This is a genomic window from Pedobacter gandavensis, from assembly GCF_032678465.1.
Lineage (GTDB): Bacteria > Bacteroidota > Bacteroidia > Sphingobacteriales > Sphingobacteriaceae > Pedobacter > Pedobacter gandavensis_B.
In genome coordinates this window covers 121,894-145,312 of record NZ_JAVTSK010000011.1, presented here as the reverse complement: position 1 = coordinate 145,312, position 23,419 = coordinate 121,894, and the positions used below count along the sequence as shown (strand labels likewise).

Genomic DNA, 23,419 nt, shown 5'->3' with positions numbered 1-23,419 from the left:
GGCGCTATGGTAATCAAAGCGCAATTAAGGTTTTAATCTTCCTCGAAAAAGTCGATCAGACCTCCAAAATAATATTCCGTTAAGCCGGCTGTGAAATCGTCATAGTCTTCATCAGGGATGTTAGTTTGTACAAACTCAAGGGAAGTTCCTTTTTTATTGTCCTGATGAAATTTGATGGTTACGATAGAAGGCTCATTTTCTTCTCCAAAATACCATTGCTGTACGATTTTTTTGCCGTGTTCAAATTCCAGGTTTTTACCTACTATATCTCCATCCCAGAAAGAGAATTCTGTACCCGGTTCTGCTGTGAATTCTACTTCCGCGCCTGTCCAGAGCTGGATACTTTGTGCTTTTGTCATCGCTAAATACACTTCTTCAGGAGGTGCAGGTAGCTGATAGTATTTTTTAAATGTCTTCATGTTCAATATTTTCTTTTTTTGAGGACCTGATTTGCTGTTGATAATCATGCGTCATGGCCGTCATCCATTCAAATTCCGGATAGGTAAATACAAATGTTTCGCGGACTCGTTTGGATTTCTTAAGGTAGAAAATCCATAAGACACAGTAGGTGATTGCAGAAAGATTGGTGATTAAATCCTCTTTCGATCCCTGAATCTTTACCTGCGATAACAATAAATAGATGCCGTAGTTTAGAATTATAAGGCAAATATATCCAATTAAGAAGGAAATGTATAGCTTGGGGAAGCTTTTACGCCGGTTAAAGAAGAGAAAAATGCCCAGTATACTAAAGCAGAAGAGCAGAGCGGATAGGATGACATCTCCGATGAACAGGATTTTACTTCCGTAGTTCAATAGGTTATGTTTTGAACTCAGCTCATCCCATACCTCCTGGGGCCAGATTGTTGAGGTCGAAATTCGCGTTAATAATTCTATCGGAATCAGGACAACATAGATGGCTAAAACAATGAGCCAACCCTTTGTAGCGGGGGCAGATTTGATTTCATCCAGGGTAAACGCATATTTTTTCTGATAAATATTAAATACGAAAATGATGGAGATGACCAGGGTGATTATAAATAATACCACCAGTAATGGGTTGAAACCGAATGGATTCTCATCTCCGCTGCCTCTGGTAATGAAATAATTGAGTTGATCCTCCACCGTTTTTTTATCTGTGACGTATTTTTTTACTTCGCTGCCGGCGATGTCCTCCTTTTTACTTTTGAAGATATAGTTTAGTGTCAGGAGCTTTCCTTCTTGATTTCCGTTGCTTTCAAAGTGAAAGTAATTATTGTCCAGTTCGAAAGGTTCGGTTGTCATATTCCAGCGTTCCGGAGTGCTGATGCGGAGTGTTTGTTCAATATTCACCGGAAATCTCAGGGAGAGCGGTTGAGTTCTGGATTTTGCAGGAACGTCACGTAGCTGGTCTCCGATGAGGTCTGCCAGGAATGCGATATAATACTTCCCATTATCACCTATTTGCCAGATATCGCCAATCTCATAACTTTCGGTAAGTTCTATCGTATTGCTCGCTTCATCATCTTTGATGAGGAGTGGGGCTTTCAGTTCTGTGTTTGGGTAGAGTTTTCCGTAATATTCTAAATAAGATTTCTCCAATCCTTCACTTCCAGAATCCGCAATTTCTGACCGGATGTTATCCGCATAATTTCCGGTGTATCTGGTTTTGACAATCAGGCTGGTCTTATTGTTTTCAGTGGTGTCAGGAAGATTGAAGCTCAGGTTGGTTACTAATTTTCCTGTTGCATTGCTCTTTACCTGTTCCAGTGCATTTGTGCCTTTTTTTAGCACAAGTGCTTTTCCATAATCAGGGAAATAGAGCTGATCTATCGGACCTCTCTGGTAGGAGATGGTAGGGTCAATCCATATTTTTTTTGCACCCAGTTCCACAAGGAGTACCACATGGTTAAAAGCAAAAGGACTGGGTAAGTATTCCGCTGTTTTGGTGGTCATATAGGTGTTGGCATAGGCCATGTAGGACTTAATACCCATCGGACTTAGTAGATGTAACAGGAGTAAGGACTTATCCTTACAATCGCCATAGCGTTGTTTCAACACCTTTTCCGGTGAATTTGGTTTATGAGAATATTGCCCGATTTCAATTCCCATATATCGGATCTCATCCTGCACAAATCTGGTGGCAAGTTCGAGGTATTTCTGTGGGTTCTGATTTGATTTCTGCTGGAGTTCCTTAACTTTTTTATCCAGTAATGTGGTATTGATATCGGAATAGTTGTTAATGGCGAGGGCCCAGTCTACCACATCAGTCCAGTTTTTATAAGTGGTGATTTGTGTTCTTTTTAGTGGGTTGTACCATGAAGGTTCAAAAGGAGCTTCTCTGTAAGTTTTGGTGAGTTTATTGTCCCATTCGTAGGTTCGAAGTCCAGCTTTATCGGTCGTCTTTACCGCTGTGTTGAAGTTGAAATTTTTAAGGTAAAGGGGGATATTCTGATCAATAATCAGGTTGCTGTAATGGTGTCCGATGCTGCTTGATCCTTCGAAGTAGAAATGCTTGAAATAATTCTTACCAAAAATAGGATTGTTGCCTTTGATGGTGTAGGCATATTCTATCCGATCCCCTTTTCTGATGTCGTCTAATAACAGAAATGCATCATAGGTTCCACTATATATAAACTTGGAGAGGTCTTTTTCTGTTTGCAGTACTTTGAATTTGTGGGATTGCAATAAGTTTTTTGGCTGGTTGTTCCTCCAAAGAATGACTTTGTGAAAGATGAGTTTTTGATAGTCAGGTTCATAGGTAATTGTGATCTCTGATCCGTTTTGAACGCCGGCATCGGAAACAATCTCCCGGATAATACGCGTGTATTCTTCCTGTAAACCTACATGATTTTGGTTTTCGTAAAGGGAGATAAAATAACCATCAGATATGTCTTTATCCGGGGGAGTGGCTCCTTTGCTGTTGGTGTTAATGGTCCAGGATGGGACCTGTGACTGGATGGTAAAGTTTTTCCCCTGGCTGAAAGCCTGTGAAATGGAAATGATGCCTAAAAATACGATGATCATCGTTTTTAGGCATTTTTTAAGAAGTATGGAGCGCATTTATTTTGATTATATGTCGTAATTATTTGAAGGCGTTTAATCCGGTTACATCCATTCCGGTGATGAGCAGGTGAATGTCATGAGTACCCTCATAAGTAACTACAGATTCCAGGTTCATCATGTGTCTCATGATGGAATATTCACCGGTAATTCCCATACCACCTAACATTTGGCGGGCATTTCTGGCAATATCCAGTGCGATTTCCACACTGTTTCTTTTGGCCATGGAGATTTGTTCTGCAGTAGCGCGGTTTTCACTTTTCAGCACACCTAAACGCCAGACTAAAAGCTGCGCCTTGGTGATTTCTGTGACCATTTCGGCCAGTTTTTTTTGCTGAAGTTGGAATCCGCCAATAGGTTTGCCAAATTGCACACGTTCTTTGGAATAGCGTAGGGCGGTGTCATAACAATCCATAGCGGCACCTAATGCACCCCAGGCAATTCCGTATCGGGCCTGGTTGAGGCAGCCTAGTGGACCTTTTAGTCCTGTGATGTCAGGGAAAATATTTGCTTTAGGAACCTTTACATTGTCGAATACCAGTTCGCCGGTGGCTGAAGCCCTTAAACTCCATTTATTATGGGTTTCGGGAGTGCTAAATCCTTCCATACCTCGTTCTACGATCATGCCTCTGATTTTGCCGCTTTCATCTTTGGCCCAAACCACTGCGATGTCTGCAAATGGGGCATTGGAGATCCACATTTTAGCACCGTTTAAGAGGTAATGGTCTCCTTTATCCTTGATGTTGGTCACCATTCCGCCCGGATTTGATCCATGGTCTGGTTCTGTAAGTCCAAAGCAACCCATCAATTCACCTGTGGCTAATTTGGGTAGGTATTTTTTACGTTGTTCTTCAGTTCCGTAGGCGAAGATCGGATACATGACCAATGATCCTTGTACCGAAGCGGTAGACCTGATTCCGGAATCACCCCGTTCGATTTCCTGCATCAGGATGCCATAGGCGATATAATCCAATCCTGCTCCACCATATTCTACCGGTATGGTAGGACCAAAAGCGCCGATTTCGCCCAATCCTTTGATCAGGTGTTTCGGAAATTCTGCCCTTTGTGCATAATCCTCGATGATTGGGCTGACTTCTTTTTTTACCCAGTCTCTTGCGGAAGAACGGATCAACTTATGTTCATCGGTTAGTAATTCATCTAGCTGATAATAGTCTGGAGCTTCGTAAAGGTCTTTTTTGGCAGATTTGTTCATATTTCAGGAGATATTAGGTATTGTCGTTTGCCTTTTTTATGGCATCAGGCTTATTCAAAGTTAATGATTTCGAGGAATGAAGTTAATAATTTAAAGGAATGGCTGGTAATAACCGTTCAAAGAATTAATTTTGTGACATGAGCAATGCTAAAAGCTATATTCAAACTGTTGCGTTAAGAGATGTAAAATGTTATGGTTTTCATGGATATTATCCTGAGGAACATTTAACAGGAATTTATTTCATGGTAGATGTTGAAGTTACATTTATCCATACAGGTGATACAGAGAATTTGAATCATACTGTAAATTATGAAGTTCTGAACACGATTTTGTTGGAAGAGATGGCGAATACACAAAAGATGCTGGAGACGGTAGTCCGCAGAATTCTGGATCGTGTGCTGGATACCTATTCGTTTTTACGCAGTGGAAAAGTTGGGATCCGGAAATTAAGTCCGGCTATGCCTGGTCAGATCGGACATTCTTTTGTCGAGCTGAGTTACGTTGCGCCTGAATAATGACCGTAATTTTATGCTCATTTTATCCTTGTAATTATTTTTCCTAAAAAAGCCTAAACCTACATATAACCATGGAATACACTAAAATTACTGCAGAGCTGCTGGATTTAATCAAAGCAGCGGTGGGTGCAGAAAGTGTTTTTACTGATGAAGAGTCTTTGAGTATTTATTGTCATGATGAGACCGAAGATTTAAAATACTATCCGGAAGTGGTGGTAAAACCACGTAACACGGAAGCGGTTTCGGCATTGCTGAAACTTTGTAATCAATATACAATACCGGTTACCCCAAGAGGGGGTGGGACGGGTTTAAGTGGTGCTGCATTGCCTGTTTTTGGCGGGGTACTTTTATCTATGGAGCGCTTTAAAAACATTATCGAAATCGATACGGAGAATCTTCAGGCCATTGTAGAACCGGGAGTGATCACGCAAGAATTCATGGATGCAGTGTCTGCGAAAGGCTTGCTTTATCCAATTGACCCATCGAGTAAAGGTTCTTGTTTTATTGGTGGAAATGTGGCTCATGGTTCAGGCGGACCAAGGGTGGTCAAATACGGTACGATCAGAGAATATATCCTGAATCTGGAAGTGGTTTTGCCGACTGGTGAAATCATCTGGACAGGAGCGAATACGCTTAAATATGCTTCTGGTTATAACCTGACTCAGCTGATGATTGGTTCTGAAGGGACTTTGGCTGTGGTAACCAAGGTGGTGACGAAGTTGATTCCAAGGTCGGAGCAGAATGTGCTGATGCTGGCTTCTTTTGGAGGTAATGAAGAGGCTTGCGCTGCGGTATCTGCAATTTTTCGTGCGGAAGTGATTCCTTCTGCTTTGGAGTTTATGGAAAGAAAGGGAGTGGAATGGGTGATTGAATTCGACAACATCAAATTTGACCTTAAAGATGGAGTCAATGCTTTTCTTTTGATTGAGTTTGATGGCAACGATATGGACAGCATTTTCAAAGATTGTGAAAAGGTGAATGCAGTATTGGAGGAATTCGGTTGTACGGATGTACTTTTCGCGGATACGGCTCAGCAAAAGGAAGACCTATGGCGAATGAGGAGGGTGATGCCGGAATCGGTAAAGTCGAACTCTATTTATAAAGAAGAGGATACGGTGGTTCCAAGGGCTGCTTTGCCTCAATTGATCAATGGAATCAAGGAAATAGGTTCTAGATATGGTTTTGAAAGTGTGTGTTATGGACATGCTGGTGATGGAAACCTTCATGTGAACATTATCAAAGGAGGGATGAGCGATGAAGCATGGCACACTAAGTTGAAAGACGGTATTGTAGAGATTTTTGAGTTGACCAGTGCTTTAGGAGGTACAATTTCTGGTGAGCACGGAATTGGATTGGTACAAAAAGACTTTATGTCTATTAAATATTCGGAACTTCATTTGAACCTGATGAGGGGCATCAAAAAGGTGTTTGATCCTGCAGGTATTCTAAATCCGGGAAAGATTTTTTAAAGTTTTATAGAGCGTCTTGCCTTTTCAAAGGGAAGACGCTCATTTTTTAATTCTCGAGCAGCTGCTCAAATGAGATCATCTTTGCTTTTTCATCGTCAGGGATAGGTGAGGAGTTTTTGCTGATGTAATCAAAGGCCACGCAAACTGTTTTTCCTTTGCTGCAAATCACTTCTTCCCCATGAACCAGCTTTACCAGCAGGTATTCCAGATCGAAACTGCTGCTGCCTATTCTTGAGGTTCTTACATACATACTGATTTTATCCTCCGGGAATATTGGCGTTTGATAATCCAGTTCTGCTTTTGCAATGACCACTCCGGTTTTTTTCCAGTCCCATTTTACAGCCGTATTCCAATACTTTACTCTGGCAATTTCCATGTAAGTGAAGTACACTGCATTATTCACATGGCCCATCATGTCGAAATCTACAAAGCGTGTTTCAATCTGTGTTTTATACTTAAAACTGTCTAAATGATTGATGATGTCTGTCTTTTTGTCTGTTGTTTTTACTTTGTTGCGCCAAAATGTCTTGAAAATCATAAAATTTGGGTTTGGTATGAGTGTTGATTAAATCGAAGTATAAAATTAAAACTTAAATAAAAAGGAGAAATAAGCGATGACACTAGTAAAATTTAATAACAGAACCAGAAACACTGCACCTTATTTTAACAATGTATTTGATTCTTTGTTCAGTGAGGCGTTAAATAAAAATTTGACCATTAACAAAGTTCCCGGAGTTAATATCCTGGAAACAGAAGCAGATTATAAGATCGAATTGGCTGCTCCTGGTTTGACTAAAGAAGATTTTCAAATCAACCTGAAGAAAGATACTTTGTCTGTATGGGCAGAGAAAAAAGTGGCTGAGACTGAGGAGAAAAAAGATTATACACGCAAAGAGTTTGATTACTTCTCTTTTGCAAGATCATTCGTGTTGCCGGAAAGTGTTGATGCAGATAAGATTACTGCAGAGTATACCAATGGAATTTTAAATATCACGATTGGCAAGAAAGATGAATCACAATCTGCTGCTAAAGAGATAAAAGTTTCTTAATTAAGAAGCGGAAGTTTTTCATAATAAGTTTGGTTTAAGGTTGGGGGACGCAGCGAGAGCTGCGTCCTCTTTTTTTGCATAAAAAAAGCGTGTGCCTTTTGGACACACGCTGTAATATGATTTCCTGTACTCTTGTTTATGAGTAACCTAGAATTTTAAGCACTTGTTTACTGTTTTGCTCTTCTCCGAATACTTCAAAGTTGAAAGTTTCATCTCTGTTTCTACGGATAATTACGTGTTTAGGGCTTGGCAGTAAGCAATGGTGAATACCACCGTAACCGCTCAATACTTCCTGATAAGCTCCAGTATTGAAGAAGCCCAGGTATTGTACTTTACGTGTTTTTGGCATAAATACACTGTTCATATGCGCTTCCTGATTGTAATAATCCTGGCCATCGCAAGTGATTCCTCCTAAATTGACACGCTCATATTCCGCATCCCAGTTGTTGATAGGCAACAGAATGTATTTCTGGTTTAAAGCCCAAACGTCTGGAAGGTTGGTGATGAATGAACCATCTAACATCAACCATTTCTCTCTGTCGTTCTGTTGCTTGCGACCCAATACTTTGTATAAAATACCTGAAGCTTCAGCAACGGTGTATTTTCCAAATTCAGTAATGATATCCGGTTCTACCACATCGTGCTCTGCACAGATTTCTTTAATCCTTTTTACGATCTCATTCACCATGTACTCGTAATCGAAATCAAATACCAAAGAATCTTTGAATGGCATACCACCACCGATGTCTAAAGTATCGAGTTCAGGATTGATTTTTTTGAACTTGCAATATAAAGTCACATATTTCTCCAATTCGTTCCAGTAGTATGGAGAATCTGTAATACCTGAATTGATAAAGAAATGTAATAGTTTTACTCTGAAGTTAGGGTTTGCAGAGATTTTATTGTTGTAAAACTCGATTACATCTTCCAAACGAACGCCCAGTCTTGAAGTATAAAACTGTGAGTCTGGTTGTTCTTCCGCAGCGATACGAATACCCAGGTTACAAGGGGTATCTAATTCTACCTCATCATCAAAAAGGTTAAATTCCTCTTTGTTGTCCAATACTGGGATGATGTTTTTATACCCGTCGTGCAACATATCTATGATATATTGTTTGTACTGATAAGTTTTAAATCCATTACAGATTACAGTAATGTCTTTAGTAAGGGCACCTTTTTTCTCCAATGCCTCAATCATAGGCATATCAAATGCTGATGAGGTTTCCAGGTGAATGCCATTCTTTAAGGCTTCTTCAACAATGTGCCTGAAGTGCGAACTTTTAGTACAGTAACAATACTTATAGTCCCCACGGTAATTGTTCTTGATGATAGCCGTTTGAAATAATAATTTGGCTTGTTGGATTTTCTTAGTTATCATTGGAAGATAAGTGAAACGTAATGGCGTACCATAGGTTTCAATCATTTCCATCAGATTGAGATCTTGAAAATACAATTCGTCGTCTATAACGCTGTAACCTTCCTGAGGGAAACCAACACTTAGATCAAGAAATTCGGAGTAACTCTGCATTTTTTATATTTTTGAACAATTATTTAAAGGGGTAGCTAATTAAATGAGTTAATTTTCGGCTCAAAGATAAACACTTTATAAAATACACTTGTATTTTTTTTTATGACTAAGACTTTAAAAATTATTGAGGTAAAATCCGAGATAGGCGCCGGTACACGGGGAGCCAGTTTAGGAGTGGATGCAATTAAGATTGCGGCGTTGGATTTTGGGAGTAGATTTTTCAAGAAACATAAATCTGTAGAAGTACCAAATGAGAACCATTTGTTGCTTGAAGGTACCGGGAGCCCATATGCAAAGCGGATTTCCGGGATATTGACCATGGTAGAGCGGGTGAGTGATCAGGTGCGTGCTACGCTGGAAGAAAAGGAGTTTCCAGTAGTTTTGGCTGGTGATCATAGTACGGCAGCGGGAACGATTGCGGGGATAAAAGCTGCTTTTCCAAAGTCGAAATTAGGGGTGATCTGGATTGATGCGCATTCAGATATGCACTCTCCATACACTACACCGTCGGGAAATATGCACGGTATGCCGCTTGCGATGTCACTTGACGAAGATAATCTGGAGTCGAAAGTGAATAAGCTGGATCAAGAAACCATCAACTACTGGTATCAGTTAAAAAACGTTGGAAATATCGCACCTAAGATTAATTATCGCGATCTTGTGCTGATTTCTGCGCGGGATATGGAGAAGCCGGAAGAATACTTGCTGAAGAAAAATAAAGTCAAGATCTTTACGACTGCGGATGTCCGGAAAAGAGGAGTAGAACGGACAGTGATTGATACCCTGGTGTATCTTGATCATTGTGATCTCATTTATGTGTCATTTGACGTAGATTCTATGGATCCTACGGCATCCAGAGGGACGGGGACACCAGTTGCTCAGGGCTTGACAGAAAGAGAAGCAGGTAAGCTGATGTCGGGTTTAATCACCAATCAAAAAGTATGCTGCTTCGAGATTGTGGAAGTGAATCCAACTCTCGACAGAGAGAATCAAATGGCAGAACATGCCTTTGAAATTTTAATTAAAGCGACGAACGCTTTTAGAAACGAGTAAATTATGAATATCGAACAACATATCACCAAAGCAACAATCGCTGCGGTAAAGCATTTATACGGTCAGGATCTTCCTGAAAATCAAGTCAGTTTACAGGATACCAGAGCAGAGTTTGAAGGTCAGATCACAATTGTGGTGTTTCCTGTCGTGCGTTTCTCCAAAAAATCTCCGGAAGTAACAGCTACAGAACTTGGTGAGTATCTGGTAGAAAACATTGAAGAAGTTACGGCATTTAACGTGATTAAAGGTTTCCTTAATTTATCTGTTGCAGATAGTTATTGGTTAAATCTATTCAATCAGGAGTTGTTGAGTCCAGAATTTGGTAAAATAGCATCAAATGGTAAAAAAGTAATGGTAGAATATTCTTCGCCAAATACTAATAAACCATTGCATTTAGGACACGTTAGAAACAACCTGTTGGGTTATTCGGTGGCTGAATTGCTGAAAGCAAGCGGTCATGAGGTAATCAAAGTGAATTTGGTGAACGATCGTGGGATTCATATCTGTAAGTCGATGTTGGCCTGGCAGAAATGGGGCAATGGCGAAACACCTGAAAGTTCAGGTTTAAAAGGGGATCATTTGGTAGGTAAATACTATGTGATCTTTGATAAAGAGTATAAAAAAGAAATTGAGGCTTTAAAAGCGGCTGGTCAGACAGAGGAAGAAGCAAAAAAGAATGCGCCTTTAATGTTGGAGGCACAGAAAATGTTGCAAGACTGGGAAGCTGGTGATGACGCGGTCATCACGCTTTGGAAAACCATGAATAGCTGGGTGTATGCCGGTTTTGAAGTGAGTTATAAAAACCTTGGTGTTGATTTTGATAAATACTATTACGAGAGTAATACTTACCTTTTAGGAAAAGGAACGGTAGAAGAAGGCCTTGAAAAAGGGGTGTTCTTTAAAAAACCGGATGGATCTGTATGGATTGATTTAACTGCTGATGGATTAGATCAGAAATTGGTATTGCGTGCTGATGGTACTTCGGTATATATCACTCAGGATTTGGGTACTGCTCAAATGAAGCATGATGATTTCGGAATGGATGAGTCTATTTACGTGGTTGGAAATGAGCAGGATTATCACTTTAAGGTGTTGTTCCTGATTCTGGAGAAATTGGGTAAAAGCTGGGCAAAAGGATTACATCATTTGTCGTACGGCATGGTAGATCTGCCTAGTGGTAAGATGAAGTCCAGAGAAGGTACGGTTGTAGATGCGGATGATCTTGTTGCAGAGATGATCGAAACAGCGAAACAAAAAACAGAAGCATTAGGAAAAGTTAACGACTTCAGTGAAGAAGAGAAAAGCGCTCTATATTATAACATTGGTTTAGGTGCTTTAAAATACTTCTTATTGAAAGTTGAGCCTAAGAAACGTTTGTTATTCGATCCTTCGGAGTCTATCGATTTTCAGGGAAATACAGGGCCGTTTATTCAGTATACCCATGCGCGTATCAAATCGCTTTTAAACAAAGCAGGTTATGATGCTGCTAAAGGTGCTGCTGAAGTCGCAATCTCTGATACGGAACGCGATATGATCATGTTATTGGCGAAGTATCCAGCCGAAATTGCTGCTGCGGCTAAGGTATTTAGTCCGGCGAGTCTGGCGAATTACCTGTATGAGGTAGCTAAAATGTTCAATAAATTCTACCATGAGGTTCCACCGATTGTGAAAGAAGAAGATGAGGCTGTGAAACATCACCGTTTAAACCTGAGTGCAGTTACGGCTGGTATTCTTAAATCAGGTATGAAAATTTTAGGTATAACTGTTCCGGAAAGAATGTAGTTTTTTCCTGATTTACGATGAAAAAGGTCCTGAGCGTTATGTTCAGGACCTTTTCTTTTTAGCCGGTTTATTCTTCTACATTGAGTTTTTGCCTACTAGCGTATTCGTACACCTGGTTGATTCTTGGTTGAAAAACCCAGGCGCCTATCAGCGGATAAAGAATGCTGAGGTCGCTCAGGTCGAAGTCGCTTTTTGAGACAGGTCTCTGTAATTCTACTTCTTTTAAGGTTCTTATCATACGATACATGGACTTGAAAAGACAGATGATGGGGTATAGGAGGATCAGTCCAATAAAGGCCAGCAGCTCAAAAAAACCGGATCCGCCATTTCCATTGATTTCTCGGAGTAGCGTGATTGTTAAGAGAAAAAATGGTGGAAAAAAGGTAAAACCCATTTCCCATTTGAACTTTTTAATGTTCATGGTGATGGCAGATGGTAAAAGTGGCTGAAGGTTAATAGTTGTGAAGTACAACCAGCCACATATCAAAGACAACGTGTAGATCCAATAACATAGTTCTACCCAATAATAATCTCCATTAGGATTCCCAAAGGAAAAGAAAAAGTATTCTAATGCCCTGGGTGCGACAAGTAAAGCAAAGAACTGCCAATGTTTTAATCCAAGTATCCAACCCGCGTTTGTATTTGGTTCCATTTTAGATAGCTATGGCGATTTAAGGAGATTTCTTTTGGTTATTTTTGAACGCCTGTTGAAGTAGCCACGTTTTTCTTTTTTCGGAAGGAAGCGAAGGTCATGGGACTTTTTTCTGGTCTTTCATCACCCAATAATACTCCCCATTGTTTAAACATGACGGTTCTGTCGAAAATTACTTTTAATACCGCAATGATCGGCATGGAAAGGAACATTCCTGATACGCCTGCTATACTTCCACCTATGACGACTCCTAGAATGGCGAATAATGCGTTGATTTTTACTTTTGAACCTACGATTCTAGGCATCAGGATATTGTTGTCTAAAAACTGAACTACAGCGATTACTGCAAGAACGGTGATTACGGGCCATAATTCTGTAGAGGAAGTAAGGGTCAGTAAAACACCGATGATGTTTCCTATTAATGCTCCAACATAAGGAATCAGGTTAAGGATGGCAAAGATGACACCGATCAATAGTGCGTGTTTAATCCCTACAAGTAACAAGATCCCCCCAAGTAAAACGGTCATATAGGTCACCTGAATCAGTAGACCTACCAGATAGTTTTTGATGATGGATTCTGTTTCATAAATGGCTTCTTTAACCTTAGGGTGATGGTCTGATTTGAACCACATAAATACGAAGCGCAATAAGATGTCTTTGTAGAATAGCATCAGGTAGATGTAAATAGGCAAAAGGCCTACAAATACAAATAATGAACTCAAGGTTACTGCGGCACCACTAGCAGCTTTTCCAGCCATGGCAAGTAGATCATCACTTTTCTTGGTAATGAATTTCATTTGATCTCCGGTAGAGATGTGGCTGATGTTGCCGAACCATTCACTAAGTGATTTTAAATGCGTATTTACATTGGATTTGATCTGTGGGAAGTCGTTTGCCAGAACTGCAATCTGTGCAGAAAAGAACCAGACAATGGAGCCAACAAATATCACCACCAATAGTATGGGTAAAATGATGGCCGCTATTTCCGGGAATTTGTATTTTCTTAGAAACCGGAACACTGGAAGTAACATAATGCTGATGAAAAAAGCCATGATCACGGGCATGATGATGTCTTTGCCTATGACAAGTATAGCTCCTACGAGTACAATTCCGAGTAATTCAATGGATCTTTTAACGGTTAGAGGGATGTCTTTCATAAGGTATCGCGCGAAATAAATAGACCACATCAAGGCTAAAACTTCAGATTTGCCCTAAAATTGATGGGTCAGGATGGAACTAATTGTAGTTTATTTGTTTTTTCAAAAACTAAACACGGTAAGGTATGAAATGTTTGGCTAGTTTTGTAAATAATCAAAACACAGAATATTTCTTCTTATGATCAGTAATGAAACTATAGTCGCCTTATCTACTCCCCAAGGAATCGGTGCGATCGGTGTAATTCGTCTTTCAGGTAAGGATGCAATCACGATTACGAACTCCGTTTTTAGTAAGGATTTGCTAAAACAAGATTCCCATACTTTACACTTTGGCCTGATCAAAGATGGTGATGTGGTGATTGATGAGGTGGTAGTTGCGCTATTTGTAGCTCCAAAGTCTTATACCAAGGAAAATGTGGTGGAAATTAGCTGCCATGGTTCAAATTATATCATTCAGCAGATCATTTCTTTGTTGATTAGAAAAGGTGCTTCTGCAGCGAAACCAGGAGAATTTACTTTAAGGGCGTTTTTAAACGGTTCTCTAGATTTATCACAAGCTGAAGCGGTGGCAGATTTGATTTCTTCGGACTCTCAGGCAGCACATAGTGTAGCGATGAACCAGTTGAGAGGTGGTTTCAGTACGGAATTGAATGTGTTGAGAGAACAATTGATTCATTTTGCTTCGATGATTGAGCTGGAACTTGATTTCGCTGAAGAGGATGTAGAGTTTGCCAATAGGGATCAATTACAGGATTTGATCAATAAGATCAATTTGGTGATCAATAAATTGATCCGTTCTTTTGAGTTGGGGAATGTGATTAAGGAAGGTATCAATACCGTAATCGCTGGTAGACCAAATGCTGGAAAATCGACTTTGTTGAACGCGTTGCTGAATGAAGATCGTGCGATTGTAAGTGAGATTGCAGGTACTACCCGTGATACGATTGAAGAGGTTTTGAATATCAATGGGATTAATTTCAGATTGATTGATACTGCAGGGATCAGAGAAGCGACGGATACGATTGAAGCAATAGGGGTAGAGAAGACGATGCAGAAGATTAGTCAGTCTGCTGTGTTGGTTTATTTGTTTGATGTGGTGAATCTTTCAGCGAGCGAAATTAGAGAGGATATCAAGAGTTTGCATAAACCAGGGATTGCTTTTATCGCAGTTGCGAATAAAATCGATCTTTCATTTACAGATAGGGTGAAGGAATTAGGTTTGCCTTCTGATATTAACTTTATTTCTATTTCAGCGAAAGAAAATCAACAGATTGAGGAGTTGAAACAGTTGTTGTATGATACTGCGGTAGGTGATAAGCTTTCTACGAACCATACGATGGTGACTAATATTAGACATGTAGAGGCTTTGCAGAGAACCAGGACGGCTTTGGATAGTGTGATCAGAGGGTTAAATAATCCGGTTACTTCGGACTTTTTAGCGATGGATATTAAGCAAGCGCTTTATTATCTGGGAGAGATTACCGGGCAGGTGACTACGGATGATTTGTTGGAAAATATATTTAGTAAGTTTTGTATCGGGAAATAATCGGTGATAACTACCACATAATTACGACAAGAATCGACAAGTAAGTTGCTTATTGTTAATAAGTTATGTGTATTTCTTTTGTCCATATCTTTGGATTTATGCTTTTGTTTTTCTGACTTTTGTAACGCATTTGTAGCTTTTTTCTCCTAAAAAATCAGTTGTAAAAATCATCTGGTAAATTATGGCGACTAAGGACATCTAATGACATTTAATAACACTTATCGACGCTTAATGACACTTAAAATGGCGAGATAACTGCGGGTGTTTTTGGATGAAATTAGGTCAAAAGTGACCGTGCTTTATACTAAAAGCAACAAAAGGATGAGTTCGAACATTAAGGTAAAAAGGATTTGCGAATTCTGCGGAAATTCCTTCTTGGCGAAAACTACGGTAACTAGATTTTGCAGCCATATATGCAACAGCAGATACGGAAAACGAAAGGCGAGAGAATTGAAAATTGAGGCTTCTGAAAAGGAAGTTGTAGAGACTATAGTAGCGGCCACTGGGAGTACAGTAGTCGCCGAATTCTTAACGGTAAAGGACGCTGCCGGATTATTGAATACTTCTGTCAGAAGTATATATAACATCATTCAAAGTGGTAGGATAAAAGCCATTCGGTTCACGCCTCGAAAAACACTGATTAAACGTGCTGATCTTGATCAGATGTTGGTGCTTCCGGAATTCCAGGTGCCTGTGCTGAAGGCACGTAAAAAAATCCTCATCCTAAATATTGTTATTCCATGGCTGAGGCCCAGGAAGAACTCAATTTTTCTGAAAAAACATTGTTGAGCTTGCTTAAGAAGAATAATATTCCTCAGTATCGGAACGGGAAGTTTAGCTATGTTTTAAAGTCTGATCTAAATAAATTTTCAAACCAAAACGATTAAGTTATGGCTAAAGTGAAAATGAGAACTATCGTGAATAACAGAAAAAGCATCGTGCTTGATTATTCACCACCACTCAGAAATCCTGCTTCCGGTAAGCTCCACCGGTTTGAAACCCTTAAATTATATATTTATGATGATCCAGTTGACCAGTGGGAGCGGCAGCATAATAAGGAAACGATGATCCTGGCCCGTACCGTTTGTGCACAGCGCCAACTGGATATTCAAAACCGTAGATTTGGCTTTCTTTCAGATGCTGTAAGAGATTCCAGTTTCATTGATTTTTTCAAAATAGAAACCCGTAAAAAGCAACAATCGCTTTCAGATGACTGGGCTATGGGTTTGAGATACTTTATCGCTTTTGCGGGTCATGATCTGAAATTTCCTGAAGTCAATGACTATTTGTGCGAAGATTACAAAATCTACTTACTTAGTGGCCCCGGAATTAGCAGGACAGGAAAGCCAATCAAGAGAAATACGGCTGTTTGTTATTATGCGAAGTTGAGGCATGTTTTAAGAATTGCCTATAAAAAGGTAATATTCAGGGGATGCAGCGCTATAGTAAAGACATACAGAGCAATCAAATAGTGTTGAATGACCAGTTGAAGTACAATTACGCTGGAAACCAATTAACCTCTGTGGTAGATAGCAGTAACAATACTTCTGCAGCTTTTCAGCTACCGGGAACAACCGCTTATGGCTATGATGTAAATGGTAATATGACATCTAGAATCAATACAGTGAATACCGGGAATAACATTTCCAGCATCTCTTATAACTATCTGAATCTTCCTTCAACAATGACTGCAGGAGGAAATGCGATTAGCTATACCTATGATGCATCAGGTATTAAATTACGTAAAGTAGTTGGTTCTTCGGTTTTGAATGAATATATTGGAGGTATTCAATATGAGCAGGGAGTATTGAAATACCTACAGACTTCTGAAGGACGTGTAGTGAGAAATAGTGATACAGACTACAAGTATGAATATACTTTAGCAGATCATTTGGGAAATGGTAGATTGTACTTTGATATTAACGGCAGCCAGGCAAGAAAGATCCAGGAAACAAATTATTATCCTTTTGGACTGGATATACAGGAAACAATTATAGGGATTGAAAACAAATACCAGTATAACGGAAAGGAGAAGCAGGATCAGGAAAAGATGTACGATTACGGCGCTAGGCTCTATGACCCGGTGATTGGGCGATTCAACGTAATAGATCGGTTTGCGGAAAAATATTATACCATGACTCCATACCAATATGGTGGTAATAATCCAATAAGTACAATTGACATTAACGGGGATAGTTTGTGGGTTACTCACCGGACTGGGTTTTTGGGATTAGGTGGTAAAGAGACACTCAGATACGAAGTTGGAAATTATTATAACAAGGACGGTTCTGCCTATGAGGGTAAAGTGAATGGATTTCTAAAGCAAACATCATCTGCTTTAAGTGATTTATCACAAACAGATGAAGGTGGTTCCCTTGTATCATCTTTAGTCGGATCAGATAATAATTTTACAATAGTTAAAGGTACTAATAGCTTTTCTGCATCTAATGTTATTGCAGCAGGAGCTAATTTAACTGAATATCAAACTGCTACAGGAAATACGCGCGGTTCTACTGGATCTGGGGGGATTATTAGTTTTGATCCCAGTACCACTACAAGTTCAATGAATACAGCTGGTAATACAAACCGACCATCGTATATAGGACTGGGCCATGAAATGGCTCACGGAAGAGATGCTAATTTTGGAGTTTTACATTTCTCAAATGATTATACTGGTGGAACAGGGGTTACCTACCAATCTCAATTTATGGGATTAAAGAAAAGTGAATGGAGAGCTGCATACTATGAGAATCTAATAAGGGGTCAGGCGGGTGTGCCATTAAGAACTCATTATGGATTATCTAATGATGTTAATACAGGTACAAGCCAAGGCCTAGGTCCTAGATTATTAGATGTAAATAATAGACCTATAAATTATTATAAATAATATGAAATACACATTGTTTGTCTTGTTCCTTTTAACTGTTAATGCATACGGTCAGGAACTATCCTTTATAAAGGATAAGAAATTCTCTGGTTATATTGTTGCAAAGGAACGTTTCGTTTTTAAAAGTGTAGAAAATCAAGATGCGAGATATACGCCATCAATAGATGATGTTAGAAAGGCAGAAAGGATATTGTCATGTAATGAGAAGTATTTGAAAGATAATCAGTCAAGTAAATTGCCTGATTATCCTGTTATTTACAAAAGTATTCGAAGGTATATAAGGCAGTACGTAGGTTTTATTGATAAATCGGGAGATCATATTATATGGATTATTCTTATTTCCAAAAAGAAAGCTGAACATGATAAAGTTGGCCGAGATATCATTCAGGCAGAGGATGGCGCAAGTAATTATTGGTCTGTTTGTATTAACATCACGAAGGGCTATATATTTGACATGAGAATAAATGGTATTGGATAACTAAGTATAGTTTATGCTTTTGTTTCTGTACCTGCAAGTTGTGTTTTTGTACGTACAGCCCTCCTTCGTCAGGTCTGGCCTACAAAAACCTGCTTGCCTTCGCTTGGGCGAAGGAAGGAAACCCTGCGCAACTTAGAGTTTTAATGCAATGGCTTAGCTTTCTGGCTATTACTTCCCTTTTAAGAGTTCGTTCTTTTCCCTTTCGGCCTGCAGGAGGCGTTCATAAAGTTCCATTACCTTATCCAGCGGGTTAAAAGTACACTGGTAGTTGAAATAGCTCTGATCGTGGAAGTAGTTGATGATTGCATCCTCAGTAAAGCTCTTGATGGCCTGGGGCGTAACCCCTAAGGCCTTTGCAACCTTGCCAAGTGTTTCCTCTTCCATGCTCTCGCTCTGCTCGATCTTATAAATCGTCTGCTGGCTGACGCCCATCTCCATTGCGAGGTGATCCTGTTTAATTCCCCTGATCTCACGGATCCGGCTGATCTTTCTGCCAATATGAATTGTTTCTACCATAATGTTTAGTTAAGGCCGCTATAAAGTAGCAATGTTGTTGTTGAAAAAATCCTTAAACTTCTTTTTGGTGAGCATGGTGTCAATGATCTTGAATACCACCGTTCGGTCTTCTTCATCGAGCTGGTTGATCAGGTTGACCTGTTCAAAATTGGGTTTGTCCTGAATGGTAACATCTGAAGGCTGATTGTCGAAATGCACCACCGGGTCAATGGTGATGCCGAAGTATCCGGCAAAGCGTTCCAGTTCATCAATAGCAATATCATGTGTATTGTTCTCCACCTTATTATAGCTAGTTAGGAAAAGATTACAGTAAGGTGTTCATAATAATTTAAATTGTATTTTGGTGTCAATGAATTGTGCTTTGGTTTTTATCATTACCTCAGATTGTAAATTGTTTATAAATTAGTTTATGATTTTTTTTGAAAAATTATTTAGTAGAAGTAAAATAGAGAAATGGGAATTAGCTCTAATGAGTAATGTACTTATAAAGCTTCCTGAAAAGTACTCCTGCTTAACGACTCAAATTAGAGATGGTCTATTTAGAGGGGTGCTTTTAGGTGTAAGTGACATACCAAATTATGTTGCATTTACTTTCAATTCTGAAGTATTAAAGAAATACGATAAGGTAGATGATGTAGATTATAAACTCACTAATATAAAAGTATATGATAATAAAATGTCTAATTTCTTACCATATGAAATTTATCTTTCAAGCGGCACAATTAGCGGATATTCATTGGGAGGAGGGAAAAAACATGATCTCGACCTAAGTAAAATAGACGTTGTAGAATTCAAAATGGAAATTTTAAATGGATCAGATTATGAAAGAATTTTGACGATTTTAAATACTTATGAACAACATTTGTTAAATCCATCCAATGTTTATTCAGTTTTTGTAGATAATAATGAGTATTTTCATATTGGTGATTCAGAAGACGGAGACTTTTTCTGTATAGACATTAATAAAAATGTTTATAAAATTACTCATGATCCATTAGAGGTTATTGCACTTAATATGCAATTAATCGATTTTTTTACTAATAAAAATAATGGTCATGAATCGTGAAATTTTAAATCTGAATTTTTTTGGGGATATGATGCTTGTTATAAGTCAGTTTGTTTTTTAATAATGTAACCCCTCCTAAAAATCGGACTGTGTAAAAGGCGAAAATTTGTAACTTTGACCTCCCCCAACTTTAGGACAATGTAAATTCGAAAATCAGGGCTTTAATTTGCTTTTTTTCCACATCTGCTGAGGTGTTAATCCTCCTAAAGAACTGTGAGGTCTAAAGGTATTATATTCTGTTCTCCAGGCTTCAACTTTTTCAACGCCATCTTCCATCGATAAGAACCGGTTAGTGTTTAGGCATTCATCGCGGAAGCTTCCATTAAAAGACTCAATATACGCATTATCTGTAGGTTTTCCAGGCCTTGAGAAATCAAGTATGACCTGATTTTCGTAAGCCCATCTATCCAACACTTTGGAGATAAATTCACTACCATTATCTACCCTGATTTTTTAGGAATGGTGTTGAATTCCTCCTTTAATCTTTCCAATACGGTCACTACTTGCTCCCCTTTAATACCTTACTCGGGGTAACATCAAGGCAAAATCTTGTATAGTTATCCACTATAGTTAAGGATCTGAATTTCCGCCCGTCAAAGAGCTGATCGGACACAAAATCCATACTCCAGCATTCATGTAAATGCGAGGGCGCTACTCTTTCTAAACGATGGGCACCGGCTCTGTTTCTTCTAGGTCTTTTGCTGCGCAGGTTCAACCCTTCAAGCTTATAAAGCCTATATACTCTATTGTAACTGTCCTTAAATCCTTCCCGTCGAAGCAATATAAAAATTCTTTCGCTGCCATATCTGACTCGGGTTGCTGCAATTTCCTTCATCCGCATTCTGATCAGTTGATCATCCCGGCCTATCTTTTTGTAATACCACATCTAGCGACAAAATTTGGTGACCGCACAAGCCCGATGCACAGAAACTTTGTAACCAGCCACTAAAGCTTCGGCCAGCCCCTTCAACTGGGCTGGCCTTAAAGCTTTTTTTGAGTATATCCTGCAGCATATGTTTGTCCAGACTTAAATCGGCTACCAATTGTTTCAGTTTAGTGTTTTCATCCTCCAACTGCCGCAAACGTCTAAGTTCTGTAACACCCAGACCTCCAAATTTCTTTTTCCAATTGTAATAAGTCGCCTGGTGAATTCCCATTTTGCGACATACCTCCTCAACGGAGACTCCAGTTTCTGCCTGTTGCAATGCAAAGGCAATCTGCGATTCTGTAAATTTGCTCTTTTTCATCTCAATTACTGTATGTTTAAGTTAAGTAATTGCAGATTTTTTCGAATTCTCGGATGTCTGGTTTTTCGCGGGGAGGTCAAGTGTAAGGTTTCCTTAAAATCAGATCATTCAAAAATAGAATTAAGTTGCTAATTTCCTGCATCAAATCTGGTTGTATTTTAAATACTAGGTGCTTGATGTCATCATCCTCAGGGCATCAAAACTTAGAAAGCTTACAACATAACTTCACTCTGTATTTTGCTGCCCTTGCCTCCTGTTGTCCCTTCACTGTTTTTTTTCGAGGCTATCTTTGCTGTTACGGATGATCTAACGAACAAACACGACCTTTCATAGCACTGCTCCTTGCAAAAAACAAGCAGCAATAACAGTCGAAAAACAAGGTTGTTGGATGAAAGTCAAATCTATATCTTTGGTAGAGGACGTTCTTTATAGCACTGAAAACGTGCAGCTGACAAAGTTTGGAAACGGCTAAAAAATTTGGTAGCCTGTACGATTATGGGAGAAGGTTCTATGACCCGGGGATAGGCAGATGGAAGGTGATTGATGCATTGGCTGAAAAGGCCAGAAGATAGTCACCTTATGTGTATGGTAATGACAATCCGGCGCACTTTATCGATGCTGATGGAATGTTGTCTCAGTCGTTCCTAGATGATATTTGGGATAAACCTTCAGAAAGTGGGACGACAAGGACTAATAATGGGAACGCAGGTTTTTCGGACGGCAATGGTGATAATGTCGTAGATCAACAACAAGATCTTACTAAGCCCCAGAGAGGAGATAAAGTGTATGAGCAGGGATCCTCGTTCTTGGCGAGATTTTGGTATGCCATTCAGCCACGAATATGGACAGACCCAGAGTCTGGTTTTAGATATAAGGTAGATGCAGATGGAAAAATTGAAGGATATACTCCATATGGAAGAGTTGGAGGTTTGGAATTCCTTTCTGGAGGAGGAGCATCTTCATTTCTAAAATACAATCCTGCGAAATTAAAAACATTGATATCTACTGAGAAAGAAGGCCAGTCCGTGGAAAAGGTAGCTTCAATTGCAGAAAAAATGAAAGCAAATGATCCGTATGTTTTTGCGGAGCCTATTTACACATATGTACATAAAGGAAAAACATACATTCTTGATGCACATAACAGGATTAAAGCTGCAATTCAAAATAATCAGACCATAAATGTAGTACAACTAAACGCAGTAGAAGCAATGAAAATATTTAAAAGTAAAGTTCAGGAAATACAAAAAAGATTATTCTAATGGAGAATTATTTAAACGAAATTTTAATTGAGTACGTAAATTTTATAGAAGAATATAAAAGCCTTATAAAATGTCAAAATAAATCGGAAGATGATTTTATCAGTATTAAAAATGGTGAAATTGGTAGTTATAGTTTTTTTTATCATGGTGCTGGCTGTAGGCTAGAAAAAGATGGTATCATCTGTGAATTTGATTTTTTACCTGAAAACGATTTCCCCATTAAATTTTCCAGCTGGAAAATGTACGAATTTATTAAAACTAACGAGAGGTGGAATAAATTAAAATTTAGTTTGGACGATGTTCATACGGGTTTACTAAAACTGGTTGAAACGAAAAGATTAGTTCTTCTGGAGATTAATGGAGTTAGCTTCCCTATTTTTCAGGTTAAGGTTTGAATAGTTATTTGAGTCATATAAATCAAAGATGATAAGAAGTAGGAGGTTGAAGCTGCAAGGTGAGTTTTATAGAGATATTTATAGTATAAATGATGTATTTGCAAAATGAACAGTTTAGCACTAACCTAATTCTAGGTAGAACTGTTGAACAATGGCTTGGTTATAAACTAGAGGATGGTTATATCGTTTAAAGATGGATAAGCATTGAGAAAGAAAGTAGTGATGAATATAGTGTTGCTTATATTGAATCTTTTGATGAGGAAGCGAACATTTCCTTGATATTTACGAGTTTTCGACTTTGGATCCGGATGAACCGCTTGGGATTGTCACTACGTTTTCTACTGTAGACGACGCTATAAGTTTTTCGTCAGATGAATATGGCGCTAAAATGGATAGCACTTTGAAAGTGCTGGGATGATACAAGAGGAGTATCGTACTTATTTAAGCGAACAAAATTAATATAAGGCCGATTATTTATGTATATTTCAATCTCAAATTCCAACAAAAAAATATTTCTAGGTGATTATTGATAGTTAGTTTTTGTTTGCACTATTTTGTTTCTCAGCTT

The 23,419-nt window shown here is 38.9% G+C and carries 23 protein-coding genes and 1 pseudogene; 14 read left to right on the top strand and 10 right to left on the bottom strand.

Features of this window, described 5'->3' with window-relative positions; translation table 11 throughout:
- Nucleotides 1–32: 32 nt before the first annotated feature.
- The 3 genes from R2Q94_RS18750 to R2Q94_RS18740 are packed head-to-tail and all read right to left on the bottom strand — an operon-like array spanning nucleotide 33 to nucleotide 4,252.
- Nucleotides 33–419 (bottom strand): SRPBCC domain-containing protein, encoded by a 387-nt coding sequence (locus R2Q94_RS18750; RefSeq protein WP_316823014.1) that lies wholly within the window; start codon nucleotides 417–419, stop codon nucleotides 33–35.
- Nucleotides 406–3,003, bottom strand: coding sequence for a DUF3857 domain-containing protein (locus R2Q94_RS18745; RefSeq protein ID WP_316823013.1), 2,598 nt, complete (start codon nucleotides 3,001–3,003; stop codon nucleotides 406–408). Before R2Q94_RS18745 ends, R2Q94_RS18750 begins: the two co-directional genes overlap by 14 nt.
- 58 nt (nucleotides 3,004–3,061) lie before the next feature.
- Complete coding sequence (locus R2Q94_RS18740; protein ID WP_316823012.1) at nucleotides 3,062–4,252, bottom strand: acyl-CoA dehydrogenase family protein; 1,191 nt, start codon at nucleotides 4,250–4,252, stop codon at nucleotides 3,062–3,064.
- Nucleotides 4,253–4,389: 137 nt separating this feature from the next.
- On the opposite strand from R2Q94_RS18740, the gene R2Q94_RS18735 reads away from it, so the two are divergent.
- Nucleotides 4,390–4,767, top strand: coding sequence for a dihydroneopterin aldolase (locus R2Q94_RS18735; RefSeq protein ID WP_316823011.1), 378 nt, complete (start codon nucleotides 4,390–4,392; stop codon nucleotides 4,765–4,767).
- Between the two features lie 71 nt (nucleotides 4,768–4,838).
- Complete coding sequence (locus tag R2Q94_RS18730; protein WP_316823010.1) at nucleotides 4,839–6,236, top strand: FAD-binding oxidoreductase; 1,398 nt, start codon at nucleotides 4,839–4,841, stop codon at nucleotides 6,234–6,236.
- 46 nt (nucleotides 6,237–6,282) lie between these two features.
- On the opposite strand, the gene R2Q94_RS18725 is transcribed toward R2Q94_RS18730, so the two are convergent.
- Nucleotides 6,283–6,774 (bottom strand): acyl-CoA thioesterase, encoded by a 492-nt coding sequence (locus tag R2Q94_RS18725; protein WP_316823009.1) that lies wholly within the window; start codon nucleotides 6,772–6,774, stop codon nucleotides 6,283–6,285.
- A gap of 76 nt (nucleotides 6,775–6,850) precedes the next feature.
- Between R2Q94_RS18725 and R2Q94_RS18720 the strand changes: the two genes are divergently transcribed.
- A complete protein-coding gene (locus tag R2Q94_RS18720; protein WP_316823008.1) occupies nucleotides 6,851–7,285 on the top strand; it encodes an Hsp20/alpha crystallin family protein in 435 nt (144 codons plus the stop codon).
- Between the two features lie 136 nt (nucleotides 7,286–7,421).
- On the opposite strand, the gene R2Q94_RS18715 is transcribed toward R2Q94_RS18720, so the two are convergent.
- Nucleotides 7,422–8,813, bottom strand: coding sequence for an arginine decarboxylase (locus tag R2Q94_RS18715; protein WP_316823007.1), 1,392 nt, complete (start codon nucleotides 8,811–8,813; stop codon nucleotides 7,422–7,424).
- A 102-nt stretch (nucleotides 8,814–8,915) separates the two neighbouring features.
- Between R2Q94_RS18715 and R2Q94_RS18710 the strand changes: the two genes are divergently transcribed.
- Nucleotides 8,916–9,866: an arginase gene (locus R2Q94_RS18710; protein ID WP_316823006.1), complete on the top strand. Its 951-nt coding sequence runs from the start codon at nucleotides 8,916–8,918 to the stop codon at nucleotides 9,864–9,866.
- A 3-nt stretch (nucleotides 9,867–9,869) separates the two neighbouring features.
- Nucleotides 9,870–11,648 carry an arginine--tRNA ligase gene (argS, locus tag R2Q94_RS18705; protein ID WP_316823005.1) on the top strand — a complete coding sequence of 593 codons (1,779 nt, stop codon included), beginning with the start codon at nucleotides 9,870–9,872 and terminating at the stop codon, nucleotides 11,646–11,648.
- A gap of 67 nt (nucleotides 11,649–11,715) precedes the next feature.
- On the opposite strand, the gene R2Q94_RS18700 is transcribed toward argS, so the two are convergent.
- Both R2Q94_RS18700 and R2Q94_RS18695 read right to left on the bottom strand, forming a co-directional pair.
- On the bottom strand, nucleotides 11,716–12,300 hold the full coding sequence (locus tag R2Q94_RS18700; RefSeq protein WP_316823004.1) for a hypothetical protein: 585 nt from the start codon (nucleotides 12,298–12,300) through the stop codon (nucleotides 11,716–11,718).
- A gap of 38 nt (nucleotides 12,301–12,338) precedes the next feature.
- The gene (locus tag R2Q94_RS18695; RefSeq protein WP_316823003.1) at nucleotides 12,339–13,457 is read right to left on the bottom strand and encodes an AI-2E family transporter; all 1,119 of its coding nucleotides are present in this window, start codon (nucleotides 13,455–13,457) and stop codon (nucleotides 12,339–12,341) included.
- 178 nt (nucleotides 13,458–13,635) lie between these two features.
- Here R2Q94_RS18695 and mnmE point away from each other — a divergent pair, with 178 nt between their 5' ends.
- From mnmE to R2Q94_RS18670, 6 genes are all read left to right on the top strand, one after another.
- Complete coding sequence (mnmE, locus tag R2Q94_RS18690; protein WP_316823002.1) at nucleotides 13,636–15,003, top strand: tRNA uridine-5-carboxymethylaminomethyl(34) synthesis GTPase MnmE; 1,368 nt, start codon at nucleotides 13,636–13,638, stop codon at nucleotides 15,001–15,003.
- A 321-nt stretch (nucleotides 15,004–15,324) separates the two neighbouring features.
- On the top strand, nucleotides 15,325–15,792 hold the full coding sequence (locus tag R2Q94_RS18685) for a helix-turn-helix domain-containing protein (protein WP_316823001.1): 468 nt from the start codon (nucleotides 15,325–15,327) through the stop codon (nucleotides 15,790–15,792).
- Nucleotides 15,744–15,890, top strand: a complete 147-nt coding sequence (locus R2Q94_RS22245) for a helix-turn-helix domain-containing protein (RefSeq protein WP_410478575.1) — start codon at nucleotides 15,744–15,746, stop codon at nucleotides 15,888–15,890. The genes R2Q94_RS18685 and R2Q94_RS22245 overlap by 49 nt, the downstream gene beginning before the upstream one ends.
- A gap of 3 nt (nucleotides 15,891–15,893) precedes the next feature.
- Nucleotides 15,894–16,475, top strand: a complete 582-nt coding sequence (locus tag R2Q94_RS18680) for a phage integrase SAM-like domain-containing protein (protein WP_316823000.1) — start codon at nucleotides 15,894–15,896, stop codon at nucleotides 16,473–16,475.
- On the top strand, nucleotides 16,436–17,890 hold the full coding sequence (locus tag R2Q94_RS18675; protein WP_316822999.1) for a M91 family zinc metallopeptidase: 1,455 nt from the start codon (nucleotides 16,436–16,438) through the stop codon (nucleotides 17,888–17,890). Before R2Q94_RS18680 ends, R2Q94_RS18675 begins: the two co-directional genes overlap by 40 nt.
- A 1-nt stretch (nucleotide 17,891) precedes the next feature.
- On the top strand, nucleotides 17,892–18,368 hold the full coding sequence (locus tag R2Q94_RS18670; protein ID WP_316822998.1) for a hypothetical protein: 477 nt from the start codon (nucleotides 17,892–17,894) through the stop codon (nucleotides 18,366–18,368).
- 168 nt (nucleotides 18,369–18,536) lie between these two features.
- Here the strand turns inward: R2Q94_RS18670 and R2Q94_RS18665 are convergent, their stop codons facing one another.
- Nucleotides 18,537–18,884 (bottom strand): helix-turn-helix transcriptional regulator, encoded by a 348-nt coding sequence (locus R2Q94_RS18665; protein ID WP_316822997.1) that lies wholly within the window; start codon nucleotides 18,882–18,884, stop codon nucleotides 18,537–18,539.
- A gap of 18 nt (nucleotides 18,885–18,902) precedes the next feature.
- On the bottom strand, nucleotides 18,903–19,163 hold the full coding sequence (locus R2Q94_RS18660; RefSeq protein WP_316822996.1) for a hypothetical protein: 261 nt from the start codon (nucleotides 19,161–19,163) through the stop codon (nucleotides 18,903–18,905).
- Nucleotides 19,164–19,293: 130 nt separating this feature from the next.
- Between R2Q94_RS18660 and R2Q94_RS18655 the strand changes: the two genes are divergently transcribed.
- Complete coding sequence (locus tag R2Q94_RS18655) at nucleotides 19,294–19,950, top strand: hypothetical protein (RefSeq protein ID WP_316822995.1); 657 nt, start codon at nucleotides 19,294–19,296, stop codon at nucleotides 19,948–19,950.
- A gap of 153 nt (nucleotides 19,951–20,103) precedes the next feature.
- On the opposite strand, the pseudogene R2Q94_RS18650 reads toward R2Q94_RS18655, so the two are convergent.
- Nucleotides 20,104–21,197: pseudogene (locus tag R2Q94_RS18650) on the bottom strand (IS3 family transposase).
- Nucleotides 21,198–21,778: 581 nt separating this feature from the next.
- On the opposite strand from R2Q94_RS18650, the gene R2Q94_RS18645 reads away from it, so the two are divergent.
- Nucleotides 21,779–22,456, top strand: coding sequence for a hypothetical protein (locus R2Q94_RS18645; protein WP_316822994.1), 678 nt, complete (start codon nucleotides 21,779–21,781; stop codon nucleotides 22,454–22,456).
- Nucleotides 22,456–22,851, top strand: coding sequence for a DUF6896 domain-containing protein (locus tag R2Q94_RS18640; protein ID WP_316822993.1), 396 nt, complete (start codon nucleotides 22,456–22,458; stop codon nucleotides 22,849–22,851). Before R2Q94_RS18645 ends, R2Q94_RS18640 begins: the two co-directional genes overlap by 1 nt.
- The last annotated feature ends 568 nt before the right edge of the window (nucleotides 22,852–23,419 follow it).